Raw genomic sequence first — 13,791 nt, forward strand, 5'->3', positions numbered from 1 at the left:
AACCGGGCGTCAGAAACTGGCGCGCACGGTCAGCGTGGCGTTGCGCGGGTCGCCGTAGACATTGCCGAAACTGGCCGGGCCGAAGCCGCTGCTGCCAAGCCGCTGGTAGTACTCGCGGTCGAACAGGTTGTTGACGTTCAGGCTGGCCGACCAGGTCTTGTCGAAGCGGTAGCCGACGCGGGCGTTCCAGACCGCGTAGCCGCCCTGGGCCACGCGCACCGACGGCCGGCCGCCTTCGCTGAAAATGGCGCTCTGCGCACTGACGCCGCCGCCGATATCCCAGCGGTTCCACTCGCCGGGCAATTGATAGCTGGTCCACACCCGCAGCAGATGGCGCGGCGTGAACGAGCGGAAGTTCTGCCCGCCTGCCGTGGGGTCGCTCTTGTATTCACTGTGATTCCAGGTGTAGCCGGCCGCCATCTGCCAGCCGGGCGACAACTGCCCGGACAGCTCGGCCTCGAACCCCTGGCTCTGCACCTTGCCGCTGTCGGCGTAGCAGCAACCGCCGGCCGCCACCGGCGATACCAGCACCGCGCGGTGGGTTTCGTCGATGCGGAACACGGCAAACGACGCATTCAGACCGCCGTCGAACCACGCCCCCTTGATGCCGGCCTCGTAGTTGGCGCCGATCACCGGCGGCAGGCGGCCACCGCTTTCGTCGAGCTTGTCGCTCTGGACCCGGAAGATGTCGGCATAGCTTGCATACAGCGACCAGGTCGGATCGAGGTCGTAGACGATGCCGGCATACGGCGTGACCCGGCCATTCTGGCGATAGTCGCTGCTGGTGGCACCGGTCAGCCGGTTGTGTGCCTCGCTCTGCCACCAGCTGACCCGGCTGCCGAGGATCAGCGTCAGCGGATCGGCCAGTTTCAGTCGCGCCACGCCGTACAGGCCGCTCTGGCGGGTATCGGTGCGGTTCTTGCTGGTCCAGCGCGGACTGCCGGGGTCGGCGATGGCACCGGGATGGAAGTTGAATACGTCGACGGCCGTGCCGCCGAAGCCGGGCAGCACGCCGCCGTCGGCATCGGCCTCGCGCCGGTACAGATTGCCGCCGACCACCACTTCATGACGACGGCCAAACGCCTGGAATGCGCCGGACAGCATGGCGTCGATACCGAGCTGGCTGTTGCGGTACGCATTGGCGCCACCGGCCAGCTTCGGCCCGGCCAGCGTGACCCGGTCGACCGCACCGCTCACATACGCGTATTTCAGGTCACTGGTTTCCCGCTCGCCGCTGGCGCTGATTTTCAGTTGCCAGTCGTCGTTGAAATCATGGGTCAGATCGGCAAACAGCTGGGTAGTCTCGAAATTCCAGTGCGACCAGGGGGTGCTGAGGAAGGTCTTGCGACCGAGGCCGAGGTCGCCGCCATCCTTGTAGCGCGGCAGCCCCATCATCGGCGGCACCCAGTCGCGTTTCTGGTAGCTGACACCGACCGACGCCCGCGTGCGCGACCCCAGATCCGCTTCCAGGATGCCGTACAGCGCCGTGCGTTCGCTGTTGGCGATATTGACCGGGTAATCCTGCTCCGCATACGACATCGCCACCCGGCCACGCACGGTGCCGCTCTCGTTCAGGGCCGAACTGGCGTCAATCTCCCCGCGCCAGCTGTCCCATGAGCCCGCGCTCAGCGCCACCGACGCATGCGGCGCGGCGGTCGGCCGCTTGCGCACCAGATTGATCACGCCGCCCGGCTGGCCGGCCCCGTTGAACAGCCCGGCCGCCCCGCGCAGCATTTCAACCCGGTCGTACATCAGCAGATCGGGCTGGGTCCACGACGAGCCGCCGGTCTGCAGCGGCACGCCGTCGAACTGGAAATACTCGATCGGAAAACCGCGCGAGTAGAACGCCGGCACCACGGCGGTACCGGACAGGTCAACGGTAACGCCGGTGGTTTGCGCCATCGCGTCTTCGAGCGAGGTCATGTTCTGCTCCTCGATGCGACGATGGGTGATGACGCTGACCGACTGCGGCGTTTCCTTCAGGCTGGCGGGAATTTTCGAACCGACGCTGACCGCCGGCACGGTGTACGAGCCGGTCTGCGCCGAGGGCGGATGGCGTGGCGCGGCGGCATCGACCGTCACCGCCGGCAGGCGGATCGCGTCGTCACCTTCGTCGGCCCACGCCGGCAATGCCGTGCACAGCGTCAGTACGGCGAGCGCAACCGGTTTGTGGCGCGACGGCGGTCGGCGAAGCGGGGCGGGTAACGGCATGGTGGCAATGTCCTGGACAGTAAACAGATGAGAATGAATCTCGATACTGTACGGTGTTGCCAGTGCAGGCGCTTTCGCCCGCCGGGCTTTGACATTCGTGATCTGGACGGCCGGTCAGCCCTGGCCCAGCTGGCTGGGCGGCAGGCCGAAGCGCTTGCGGAACAGGGTCGAGAAATGCGGAATCGCATAGCCGACATGGCAGGCGACTTCGGACACGCTGTAGGCGCCGGTCGACAGCATGCGGTGCGCCTCGGCCAGCCGCACCTCCTGCACGTGGCCGAATACGCTGGTGCCGAACAGCTCGCGAAAACCGGAGGTCAGTTTCTTCACATTGACGCCGACCCGGCGCGCCAGCTGATCCAGCGTCAGCGGCGCATGGGCGTGGGCAGTGGCCAGGGCGCGCGCCTGCTCCAGCCGCTCGATGTCGCCGGCCGACCAGCGCCGTGCTGCCGGCCGTCCCGCGACGGCCAGCGCCTGGCGGGTGGCGATGGCGGTCAGTTCCAGCCCCTTGCCGGCCAGGTACAGATCGCGCAAGCCGCCGTCCAGCGGGCAGGTCAGGATCTGCGAGGCGATGGCGCGCAGCGACGGTGTCAGCGGCTGGCGGCGGACGATGATGGCATCAGTGCCCAGCCGTTCACCGCCGGCCTGCGCAATCCGTTCCAGGTCCAGCCCGTGACGCTGCGCCGCCTGGCGGTCGATGCCGATCTTGACGTAGCGCTGCAGCGTGCCGGGCGCGAAGCGGTCGCGCCCCTCGTGGCGACCGGCCGCCAGCACCAGGTAAACGCCGGCATCGGCGACATCGAACGGTCGCTGACCGTCGATGCTGGCCGACAGCCTGGCACTGAGCGAGACGATGACCTGCAGCCCCTCGAACACCGGTTCGCGCACGTCCAGATAGTCGCTGTGGACCCGCGAACCGGCAGACAGGGTCATGTCGGACACGATGTGTCTCGACCAGCATGTTTCGGCCATTGGCACAGCTCCCGCTCGAAATCAAACGAGAATGATAATAATTATCACCATGCTGCGCAATGCAGGTACCGGGTATGTCCTAGCCGTGTCCGGTGCCGTGCGACAGGTGCTTGCGCACCAGATCGGCAATCGACGCCGCATCGAGCTTGTCCATCAGCCGCGACTTGTGCACCTCGACCGTGCGCACGCTAATGCCGAGCAGCTCGGCAATATCGCGGTTGTGCCGGCCATCGACGACCAGTTGCATGATTTCGCGCTCGCGCGGAGTCAGCGTCGCGTAACGGCGCGCATGTTCGTCACTGCCACGGCGCTGGTGCTGCGCCGCGGTCTGGCTGGCACAGGCTTCCTCGATCGCCTGCAGCAGCCGCTGCTCGTCGACCGGTTTTTCCAGGAAGTCCAGCGCCTGCGAGCGAAAGGCCTGCCGCGCCGAATCGACGTCGCCATGCCCGGTCAGGATGATGACCGGCAGCCGGCAGCCCCGCTCGCGCAGGGTCTGCTGCAGGGTCAGCCCGTCCATGTCCGGCATGCGGATATCCAGCAGCAGGCAGCCGCTCAGGCCCGGAGTCCAGCGCTGGAGGAAGTCGGCGGCGGTCGAGAACAGCGCGGTGCGATAGCCGTGCAGGCTCAGCAACAGGCTCAGCGCATCGCGCACGCCGGGGTCATCGTCGACGATGAAAACCGTCAGGTCAGTGTGGGTCATCGGAAGTCTCAACGTCACCGGCATCGAGCGGAAGCCGGATTTTCAGAATGCCGTGCGTGCCGGCCTCGACCGTCAGCGTGCCGCCGTGGGTTTCGATGATCACCCGGCTGATCGCCAGGCCGAGCCCCATGCCGCTGGCCTTCATCGACACGAAGGGCTCGAACAGCCGGGCGCGGATCTTGTTCGGAATGCCGCTGCCGCTGTCGCGAACGCGTATCCACGCCCAGCCGTCACCGGCGCCGCTTTCGACCACCACCCGCGGTGAGGCGATCGACGCCTGCTCGACCTCCTCGAACGCATTGCTGAGCAGATTGCGCAGCACAATCTCAAGCTGAACCCGGTCACCGAGCAGACAGGCTTCCGGCGCCGGCGCCACCACGAACTCGACACCGCGCAGACGCGCGCGCTCGACAAACGGTGCGGTGGCGGCAGCTATCAGGCGCGCCACGGGCAGCGGTTCCAGCGCCGTCGAACCGGAGCGGAAGAATTCCCGCAGACGCTTCAGCACATCCGAGGCCCGCCGCGACTCGGCCACCATGGCGCCGACGGTCTTTCTCAGCAGCGCATCGTCGCCATTGCTTTCGATCAGCCGCGCGCAGGCACTGCCGTAGGCGGACAGCGCCGTCAGCGGCTGGTTCAGCTCATGCGCCAGCGCTCCGGCCATTTCACCGGCCGCAGCCAGCCGCAGCGACTGGCGCAGCTCGGCGCTGGCACGCCGCGAGCGATCGACCGCCACCCCGGTCAGGAAGCCGGCCAGCGTCAGTGTCAGCAGCAGTACCTGCACGTCCGGCATCTGCGGCCCCGGCCAGCCGGCCAGCAGGATGGCGGTGGTCACGCCGGCCTCCAGCACCACGGCCGCGACAATGACCCCGGCCATGCCCTGCCGTGCCGCCGCCCAGGCCAGCGGCAGGAACAGCAGATAGAACGTCAGGATGCGGTCATCCGGTCGCAGCCATGCGCCGGCCAGAATCACGCTGATCGCCAGCGCACAGCCGAGCGTCTCGCGCTTGCAGACCGCCTGCACGAAGTCGGCACGCGAATCCTCGCGGCACAGCAGGTAGAACAGCGGCATGCCGATCAGCATGCCGGCGATCTCGGCCATCCAGTAACGGATCAGCACATCGACGCTCAGTATCTGGGTATTGCCACTGATCGCGACCAGTGCACCTGTATGCAGCAGGGTGCCGAACAGGGCGCCGGCCACGATCACGCCGGTCAGCCGCAGCAGGCTGCGGTGGTCGGCAAAAAAGCCGCCGTCCGGCAGGCCGCGCCGCAGGGCATGGGCGGTGGCGACATAGGCCAGCACCGGCATCAGGCCGGGCAGCAGGGTATTGACGGTGTTCTCGACCGGAAAGGGGGCCAGCCATTGCGCCAGCACGATGGTCAGCAGCAGTGGCAGCAGCGCCTTGTTCCCTTCCAGCAGCAGGAACACCAGCGCCAGGCCGGCGGCCGGGTGCCAGACCTGGCCATTGGGCAGAAAAGCGGCGTACGGGCCGGTGAACAGGTCCAGGACCACGTAGACGGCCATGAAGGCGAACACTCGCCAGATGCGATGGACATCGCGCATGTCAGTCATGACACATGATATCCGGAATTCAACAGCCGCCCAGTATCCCCGATTTTCATCACCGCGCGGAAGCCGGCGGGGCGGATGCCGGTTGACGTCCTTTATTGTGACACGTAACATGAAACACGAAACATGACGAAAGGGCTGCCATGCACGACGACGATTCCCGGTCGGACCCGACCGCTGTGGCGCTGTTCATCATCGCCCGCCTGTTCGGCGTGGCGCTGCTGCTGTACGGGCTGGCCATCGCCGGCGCCCCGGCCGATCACGCAGCCGACCGGACGGCCCTCCGCGTCGCCAGATCGCCGGCCGGCGACTGCGCCGCACCGGCCGCAGCGGCTGGCGCGGCACACGGAGACTGAGCGGCCGGGGCACAGGCGCGGTACGATAGCACCCCTGACCACTGCCCCGCCTGCCATGACCAAGCCCTTGTCCCGTTCCACCCTCAGCAGCGACGCCTATGCGACCGTTCGCGCCATTCTGCTCGATGGCGAGCGCCATGCGCCGGGTGACAAGATCAGTGTCGAGGCGCTGGCGCAGGAACTGGGTGTCAGCCGCTCGCCGCTATGGGCAGCGATCTCCCGGCTGGAAGCCGAGGGGCTGGTCGAGGTGCGGCCGCGCCAGGGGGTGTTCATGCCGGCCTTCCGTGCCGACGAGGTACGCGACATCGCCCGGGCCCGGGAGGCGCTGGAGGGCATGGTGGCCCGGCTGGCCGCCGCCCAGGCCGACGAGGCGCAGATCGCGGTCATGGCCGATTCGATCGACCGTCAGGCACAGGCCATAGCCGCCCAGGACCGCGCCGGCTATGCCAGCGCCAACCAGCATTTCCACGAAGCGCTATTGGCTGCTGCCGGCAGTCCGACGCTGTCGCGCCTGCTGCATGCGCTGTATGGACAGATGATGGCCATGTGCGGCCGGCGGCCGTTCAGCTTCGACCAGCTGGCGCGCAATCGCGGCGAGCATGTCGCGGTGCTCGATGCAATCCGCCGGCGCGACGGCGACCGTGCCGACGCGATGGCCCGGCAACACGTCAACTCCCTGGTGCAGGCGCTGCTGGCCGCCGGAGACTGACGGGCCGGGACGGCGCAGGCAGCCGTCCGCCTGATGAAATCCCGCCATGCCCGTCCGTTCTTCGCTGCCATGACGGGCGGACCGCCCGACCCTACGGGTTTCCCTTACGCGCCGCCCGAATTTTCCGTATCCCCACCATCTGCAATACTGTAAAGGTATGCCGGGTCTGCGGCGCATGACGGACAAATCAAGGGGCGCGATGGATTCGACGAACAGGGTACTGATTGTCAGCGACGGCGTGGCCGATGAGCAGCCGCTCATCGACGCCGCCGTCGCGCTCGGCACGCCGGCCTCCGCCGGCGGCACCCTGTTGCGCATCGCCCCGCCCGCCTGGTCACCGCTGGCGCCCTTGCCGCGCCCGCTGCCCCGGTTCCCGACCGGTGGCGACTGGCAGGTACTGGCCGATGCCAGTCTGGCCGAGCTTGATATCCAGCGCCAGCGCCACCCGCTGACCCTCGCCGCCCACCAGCCGGCTCCGTGGCCGCGCGAGGGGCTGACGGCCCTGACCCGTCAACTGCTGACCCCGCCGCACGGCACACTGCTGATCGTCCGCCGCCCCAGCGCCGCACCGTACCGGCGTGTGCTGGTCGCCATCGAACTGTCGGCGGACCGTGCGGCGGACTGCCTGCAGCTTGCGCGCCGCTTTGCGCCGGCAGCCGAGCTGACCGTGCTCCATGCCCTGCCCCGGCAGCCGGACGCGGCCGACCAGGCCTGCCCGCCAGACCAGCGCGAAGCCGCGCTCGACCGCCTCGATGCGCTGCTCGACCAGGCCGGCCTGTCCCCGCGACAGGCATTCAAGATTGCCGAATGCGCCCATGCGCCCGAACTGATACTCGACAAGGAACGCGAATTGCTAGCTGATCTACTGGTGATCGGCGGCCGGACCCCGTCCGCGCTGCGACGCCTGTTCTACCGCGGCGTCATGCCACAAGTGCTTGCCCAGGCCGGTTGCGATGTGCTGATCGCACCGGCCCAACCGCGATGACGGGAACACCATGTCGCTGATCCTGATCGTCCTGCTCCCCTTCATCGGCAGCCTGCTGGCTGCCTGCATGCCGTCCAATGCGCGCAATGCCGAAGCCTGGCTGGCCGGCGGCGTCGCCGTGGTCTGCGCCGCACTGGTCATCAGCCTGCAGTCACAGGTCGCCGACGGCGGCGTGGTCCGCCATGCGCTGCCGTGGATCGCCGGGCTCGATTTCTCGCTGCGTCTCGACGGGTATGCGTGGCTGTTCGCGCTGCTGGTCGCGGTCATGGGCGGCCTGGTGGTGCTGTATGCCCGCTATTACATGTCGCCGGACGATCCGGTGCCGCGTTTCTTCTCGTTCTTTCTCGCCTTCATGGGGTCGATGCTCGGCGTGGTGCTGTCCGGCAACCTGATCCAGCTGGTGATGTTCTGGGAGCTGACCAGTCTGGCGTCGTTCATGCTGATCGCCTACTGGAACCACCGTATCGACGCCCGGCGCGGTGCGCGCATGGCGCTGATCGTCACCGCCACCGGCGGACTGTGCCTGCTGGCCGGCGTGCTGATGCTCGGCCAGGTGGTCGGCAGCTACGATCTCGACCGGGTGCTGGTGGCCGGCGACCGGGTACGCGCCCATGCATGGTATCCGGCGATCCTGGCGCTGATTGCGCTCGGGGCGCTGACCAAGAGCGCGCAGTTCCCGTTCCATTTCTGGCTGCCGCACGCGATGGCGGCGCCGACGCCGGTGTCGGCCTATCTGCACTCGGCAACCATGGTCAAGGCCGGCGTGTTCCTGCTGGCCCGCTTCTGGCCGGTGCTGTCCGGCAGCGAGGAATGGTTCTGGCTGATCGGTGGCGCCGGGCTGTGTTCGCTGGTGCTTGGCGCCTATGCGGCAATGTTCCAGCGCGACATGAAGGGCGTGCTCGCCTATTCGACCATCAGCCATCTCGGTCTGATCACACTGCTGCTGGGCATGAACAGCCCGCTGGCGCTGGTCGCCGCGGTCTTCCATATCGTCAACCACGCCACGTTCAAGGCCTCGCTGTTCATGGCCGCCGGCATTGTCGATCACGAAACCGGCACTCGCGATCTGACCCGGCTCAGCGGCCTGGCCCGGGCGATGCCGATCACGGCGACGCTGGCCATGGTGGCGGCGGCCTCGATGGCCGGTGTCCCGCTGCTGAACGGCTTCCTGTCCAAGGAAATGTTCTTCGCCGAGACGGTTTTCACCGCCCACAGCGGCTGGCTGCCGGTGGCAGCGGTGATTGCCGGCATTTTCAGCGTCGCCTACTCGCTGCGCTTCATTCTGCAGGTGTTCTACGGCCCGGCGCCGCACGATCTGCCGCGCGCGCCGCATGAACCGCCACGCTGGATGCTGGTGCCCAGCGCGCTGCTGGTACTGGCCTGCCTGCTGGTCGGCATCCTGCCGGGTCTGACGGTCGGCCCGTTCCTCGACAACGCGGCACAGGCCATTCTCGGTGTCGACAAGCCGGCATACAGCCTGGCGATCTGGCACGGCTTCAATCTGCCGCTCTTGATGAGCCTGGTTGCACTGGTCGGCGGTGTGCTGCTGTACCTGTGGCTGCAGTGGCGCCAGGCCAGCGGCGGCATTCTGATCTACCGCTTTGACGGCAAGCGCGCGTTTGAATTCGTGATGGCGACCAGCATGTCGGCGGCCGACCACCTGATGCGCTATGTGTCCTCGCGCCGGCTGCAGGTGCAGTTGCTGCTGCTGGTGTGCGCAGCCTTCACCGCCGCGCTGATTCCGCTGTGGCCGCACGGCTTCCGCTTCGGCGACAAGCCGCTGGCCCCGCTGGACCCGGTGTTTGCGCTGCTGTGGCTGAGCGGCGCGGCCTGCGCCGTCGGAGCCGCGCACCAGGCCAAGTACCACCGGCTGGTGGCGCTGATTCTGGCCGGCGGCGCCGGACTGGCGACCTGCCTGACCTTCGCCTGGTTCTCCGCGCCGGATCTGGCACTGACCCAGATCACGGTCGAAGTGGTCACCGTGGTGCTGATCCTGCTCGGCCTGCGCTGGCTGCCGCGCCGCATCGAGCAGCCGGGCCAGGCTGGTGCCGGCAGCGTCATCGCCTACAGCCGCCGGTTGCGCGACTTCGGCATTGCGGCACTGGTCGGCTGCGGCATGGCCGGGCTGACCTTCGCCGTCATGTCGCGAACAGCCATTGAGGGTATCGCGCCATTCTTTATCCGTGAATCGCTGCCGCAGGGCGGCGGGCTGAATGTGGTCAACGTGATTCTGGTCGACTTCCGCGGCTTCGATACCCTGGGCGAGATTACCGTGCTCGGCATCGTGGCGCTGACGGTCTACGCGCTGTTGCGCCGCTTCCGCCCGGCGCCGGAAAGCGTGGCGCCACCACAGCAGCAGCTCGACCAGCCGATGATGGCCGCACCGAATCCGGACGCCGCCCTGCCGGCCGGCTACCTGATGGTGCCGACGGTGCTGGTGCGGCTGATCATGCCGGTCGCGGCGCTGGTGTCGCTGTACTTCCTGCTGCGCGGCCACAACGCCCCCGGTGGCGGCTTTGTCGGCGGGCTGATCCTGTCGACGGCGGTGATCCTGCAGTACATGTTCGGCGGCATTGTCTGGGTCGAGTCGCGCTCGCGGCTGCACCCGCAGTACTGGATCGCCATCGGCCTGCTGGCCGCCGGCAGTGCCGGCATCGGCTCGTGGTTCGCCGCGCGGCCGTTCCTGACCAGCCTGGCCGGGGATCTGCATCTGCCGCTGATCGGTGCGGTGCACCTGTCCAGCGTGCTGCCGTTCGATATCGGCGTCTACATGCTGGTGGTCGGCGCGACCACACTGGTGCTGGTGGCGCTGGCCCACCAGTCGCTGCGTACCCAGCATCGCAAACCGCTGCCCACACAACAGGAAAGGCAGGCCGACTGATGGAAATCGTCTATGCACTCGCCGTCGGCGTTCTGGCCGGCGCCGGCGTCTGGCTGCTGCTGCGGCCGCGCACCTTCCAGGTGATCATGGGGCTGTCGCTGCTGTCCTATGCCGTCAACCTGTTCATTTTCGGCATGGGCCGGCTGACCATCGACCGCGCGCCGATCGTCGACCCGAGCCAGGTCATGGACCCGTCGCGTTATGACGACCCGGTGCCGCAGGCACTGGTGCTGACCGCCATCGTCATCGGCTTCGCCACCACGGCACTGTTCCTGGTGGTGCTGCTGGCCTCGCGCGGCCTGACCGGCACCGACCATGTCGACGGGCGGGAAAGCGGGGGCGACTGGTGAGCGACTGGACTTCCCACCTGCCGGTGCTGCCGGTCATCCTGCCGCTGCTGGCCGGCGCCCTGATGCTGACGCTCGGCGACGCACGCCGCAATACGCGCGCCACCATCGCCGTGCTGTCGACACTGGCGCAACTGGCGGTCGCCGCGGCGCTGCTGGCCGGCGCGGCGGCAGCAGCGCCGATCGCGGTCTATCAGGTCGGCAACTGGGCCGCGCCGTTCGGCATCGTGCTGGTGGTCGACCGGCTGGCCGCGCTGATGCTGGTGCTCAGCGCCGTGCTCGCCCTGGCGACGCTGATCTACTCGCTGGCGCGCTGGGACCGCTCCAGCGTCCACTTCCACCCGCTGTTCCAGTTCCTGCTGATGGGGCTGAACGGCGCATTCATGACCGGCGACCTGTTCAACCTGTTCGTATTCTTCGAAATCCTGCTGGCTGCGTCGTACGGGCTGGCGCTGCACGGTTCCGGGCTGGCGCGGGTCAAGGCCGGCCTGCCTTACGTGGTGGTCAACCTGGTGGCATCACTGATGTTCCTGATCGGCGCCGCGCTGATCTACGGCGTGACCAGCACGCTGAACCTGGCCGATCTGGCGCTGAAAGCACCGCAGCTGGCCGGCGACGAACGGCTGCTGTTCGAGGCTGGCGCGGCCGTGCTCGGCGTGGTGTTCCTGGTCAAGGCCGCCGCCTGGCCGCTGAATTTCTGGCTGCCGGGTGCCTACGGGGCGTCGTGCGCGCCGGTCGCGGCAATGTTCTCGATCATGACCAAGGTCGGCATCTATGCGCTGCTGCGGCTCGGCAGCCTGCTGGGCGCCGATGGCGGCCTGTTTCCGTATACCGGCGACTGGCTGTTCGGCATCGGCCTGCTGACGCTGCTGTACGGCACGGTCGGCGTGCTGGGCGCGCAGCAGATGGAACGGCTGATCGGTTTCTGCGTCATCGTCTCGTCCGGCACGCTGATGGCGGCGATCGGCATCGGCACGCCCGGCACCATTGCGCCAATGCTGTTCTATCTGCTGAGCTCGGTGCTGGCGACCGGCGCCTTTTTCCTGCTGGTCGAGATGGCCGAACGCAGCCGCGCCTTCGGCGCCGACCTGCTGGCCGTGGCCATGGAAGCCTTCGGACTGGAAGACCCGGAGGACAAGCGCCATTCCGACGATGTGGTCGGCGTCGCCATCCCGGCGGCCATGGCCTTTCTCGGCCTGGCTTTCGTGATCTGCACGCTGCTGGTCGCCGGCCTGCCGCCCCTGTCCGGCTTTGTCGCCAAGTTCTCGCTGCTGTCGGCCGCGCTGGCCGGCGCCGCTGACGGCACGACCCCGCTCAGCGCCTGGGCATTGACCGTCGCCGTGCTGCTGTCCGGGCTGGCCGGGGTGATTGCGCTGTGCCGGATGGGCATGCGCATTTTCTGGAGCTCGGCCCGCACCGTGCCGCGCCTGCGGGTGATCGAAGCCGGGCCGGTGGCCGGACTGATCGGCCTGTGCGTGGTAATGGCCATTGCCGCCGGGCCGGTGATGGGCTATCTGGTCGACACTGCCAGCGCGCTGCAGAACCCGCAACGCTATATCGACGCGGTACTGACACCGCAGAACGGAGCACGCTGATGGCCCGCAAACTCGTCTGGCTGCCGCTGGCCGCGGCGCTGCTGCTGCTGTGGCTGATCCTGAACGACAGCCTGTCGCCCGGCCAGATCGTGCTGGGTGCGCTGCTGGCGACGACACTGTCGCTGCTGGTCGCAGCCATGCGGCCGCTGCGGGCGCGGCTGCGGCGGCCGGTGGTCGCACTGTCGCTGCTCGGCCATGTGCTGGTCGACATCGCCCGCTCCAATCTGGCCGTGACCGGCATCATCCTCGGCCCGCCCGAGCGGCGCGCGCACTCGGGCTTCATGCGCATCCCGCTCGACCTGCACGATCCGCACGGCCTGGCCGTGCTGTCGATCATCGTCACCGCCACCCCCGGCACGGTCTGGTCCGGCCTCGACCCCGACAGCCACACGCTGACGCTGCACGTGCTTGAGCTGCACGACGAGGCACACTGGATCGAGACCATCAAACAGCGCTACGAGCGACCGCTGATGGAGATTTTCGAATGAACATGCTGCTGACCCTGGCGGTGAACTTCGCCCTGCTCTGCTTCGTGCTCGCCATGTGCTGCGCCGCCTGGCGCATGCTGAAGGGCCCCGGCGCCAAGAACCGCATCCTGGCACTCGACGCGCTGTATATCAGCGGGATGCTGACCGTGCTGACGCTCGGCGTGCGTTCCGGCGCGGCGGTGTATTTCGACATCGCGCTGCTGATCGCCCTGTTCGGCTTTGTCGGCACCTGCGCCATGGCCAAGTTCCTGCTGCGCGGCGAGGTGATCGAGCCATGAACCAGCTTCCACTGTGGGCCGCGATCCCGGTCGTGCTGTTGCTGTGCGCCGGCGGTGTGCTGACCCTGATCGGCGCGATCGGCCTGTTGCGTCTGCCGCACTTCTACGCACGCATGCACGGCCCGGCGCTCGGCAATACGCTGGGTGCGGCCTGCGTGCTGCTGGCGTCGATCCTGGCGTTTTCGGTGCTCGGCCAGCGCATGGTGGTACAGGAAGTCCTGATCAGCGTATTCCTGCTGATGACCTCGCCGGTCACGGCCATGCTGCTGATGCGTGCCGCCCTGTTCGAGGATGGCCGGGACAAGACCGACTGAGCGACGACAGAAATCCGAACGGAATCAGTCCGTTCGGGTCTTTCCACCGATAAAGATGTAATTTTTATATTGCTTTTGATGCGGACAAAAAGATAAGCTTCATTCCACATACCAGTTCATCCCCTTCAAGGAGCCCGCGTCATGAGTGAAGTGCTTATCGATGTCCGTCAGATCCCGCCGCGCGACCGTCACCCGCTGATCTTCGGCACGTTCGACAGCCTGCAAACCGGCCAGTCGCTGCTGCTGTGCAATGACCACGACCCGAAGCCGCTGCACTACCAGTTCATGGCCGAGTACGCCGGGCAGTTCGACTGGCAATATCTGGAACAGGGCCCGGACGAATGGCGCGTGCGCATCAGCCGCGTCCAGGCGGCCTGATCAC

14 protein-coding genes are annotated in these 13,791 nt (G+C 67.5%); 10 read left to right on the forward strand and 4 right to left on the reverse strand.

What is annotated here, in order from left to right; genetic code table 11:
• Positions 1-9: 9 nt before the first annotated feature.
• The 4 genes from Q352_RS0107140 to Q352_RS22220 all read right to left on the reverse strand — a co-directional run bounded on the left by Q352_RS0107140 (position 10) and on the right by Q352_RS22220 (position 5,459).
• Positions 10-2,211, reverse strand: a complete 2,202-nt coding sequence (locus tag Q352_RS0107140; protein ID WP_051528749.1) for a TonB-dependent siderophore receptor — start codon at positions 2,209-2,211, stop codon at positions 10-12.
• 114 nt (positions 2,212-2,325) lie between these two features.
• On the reverse strand, positions 2,326-3,144 hold the full coding sequence (locus tag Q352_RS20130) for a helix-turn-helix transcriptional regulator (RefSeq protein ID WP_233495233.1): 819 nt from the start codon (positions 3,142-3,144) through the stop codon (positions 2,326-2,328).
• Between the two features lie 118 nt (positions 3,145-3,262).
• Positions 3,263-3,883 carry a response regulator transcription factor gene (locus tag Q352_RS0107150; protein WP_028498759.1) on the reverse strand — a complete coding sequence of 207 codons (621 nt, stop codon included), beginning with the start codon at positions 3,881-3,883 and terminating at the stop codon, positions 3,263-3,265.
• The gene (locus tag Q352_RS22220; RefSeq protein WP_159076033.1) at positions 3,870-5,459 is read right to left on the reverse strand and encodes a sensor histidine kinase; all 1,590 of its coding nucleotides are present in this window, start codon (positions 5,457-5,459) and stop codon (positions 3,870-3,872) included. Before Q352_RS22220 ends, Q352_RS0107150 begins: the two co-directional genes overlap by 14 nt.
• A 140-nt stretch (positions 5,460-5,599) precedes the next feature.
• On the opposite strand from Q352_RS22220, the gene Q352_RS23270 reads away from it, so the two are divergent.
• From Q352_RS23270 to Q352_RS0107200, 10 genes are all read left to right on the forward strand, one after another.
• Positions 5,600-5,812, forward strand: coding sequence for a hypothetical protein (locus Q352_RS23270; protein WP_036385599.1), 213 nt, complete (start codon positions 5,600-5,602; stop codon positions 5,810-5,812).
• Positions 5,813-5,879: 67 nt separating this feature from the next.
• Positions 5,880-6,521 (forward strand): GntR family transcriptional regulator, encoded by a 642-nt coding sequence (locus tag Q352_RS0107160; protein WP_169735635.1) that lies wholly within the window; start codon positions 5,880-5,882, stop codon positions 6,519-6,521.
• A 199-nt stretch (positions 6,522-6,720) separates the two neighbouring features.
• A complete protein-coding gene (locus Q352_RS0107165) occupies positions 6,721-7,506 on the forward strand; it encodes a universal stress protein (RefSeq protein ID WP_028498761.1) in 786 nt (261 codons plus the stop codon).
• Positions 7,507-7,516: 10 nt separating this feature from the next.
• Positions 7,517-10,387, forward strand: a complete 2,871-nt coding sequence (locus tag Q352_RS20145; RefSeq protein ID WP_036385603.1) for a monovalent cation/H+ antiporter subunit A — start codon at positions 7,517-7,519, stop codon at positions 10,385-10,387.
• A complete protein-coding gene (locus Q352_RS0107175; protein ID WP_028498762.1) occupies positions 10,387-10,737 on the forward strand; it encodes a Na+/H+ antiporter subunit C in 351 nt (116 codons plus the stop codon). The genes Q352_RS20145 and Q352_RS0107175 overlap by 1 nt, the downstream gene beginning before the upstream one ends.
• Positions 10,734-12,329: a monovalent cation/H+ antiporter subunit D gene (locus Q352_RS0107180; protein ID WP_028498763.1), complete on the forward strand. Its 1,596-nt coding sequence runs from the start codon at positions 10,734-10,736 to the stop codon at positions 12,327-12,329. The genes Q352_RS0107175 and Q352_RS0107180 overlap by 4 nt, the downstream gene beginning before the upstream one ends.
• Positions 12,329-12,817: a Na+/H+ antiporter subunit E gene (locus Q352_RS0107185; RefSeq protein WP_028498764.1), complete on the forward strand. Its 489-nt coding sequence runs from the start codon at positions 12,329-12,331 to the stop codon at positions 12,815-12,817. Before Q352_RS0107180 ends, Q352_RS0107185 begins: the two co-directional genes overlap by 1 nt.
• On the forward strand, positions 12,814-13,095 hold the full coding sequence (locus tag Q352_RS0107190; RefSeq protein WP_028498765.1) for a K+/H+ antiporter subunit F: 282 nt from the start codon (positions 12,814-12,816) through the stop codon (positions 13,093-13,095). Before Q352_RS0107185 ends, Q352_RS0107190 begins: the two co-directional genes overlap by 4 nt.
• Positions 13,092-13,409, forward strand: a complete 318-nt coding sequence (gene mnhG, locus Q352_RS0107195) for a monovalent cation/H(+) antiporter subunit G (protein WP_028498766.1) — start codon at positions 13,092-13,094, stop codon at positions 13,407-13,409. Before Q352_RS0107190 ends, mnhG begins: the two co-directional genes overlap by 4 nt.
• 141 nt (positions 13,410-13,550) lie before the next feature.
• On the forward strand, positions 13,551-13,787 hold the full coding sequence (locus Q352_RS0107200; RefSeq protein ID WP_028498767.1) for a DUF2249 domain-containing protein: 237 nt from the start codon (positions 13,551-13,553) through the stop codon (positions 13,785-13,787).
• Positions 13,788-13,791 lie beyond the last annotated feature (4 nt).

The organism is Microvirgula aerodenitrificans DSM 15089, from assembly GCF_000620105.1.
In the GTDB taxonomy this organism is placed as follows: Bacteria; Pseudomonadota; Gammaproteobacteria; order Burkholderiales; family Aquaspirillaceae; genus Microvirgula; species Microvirgula aerodenitrificans.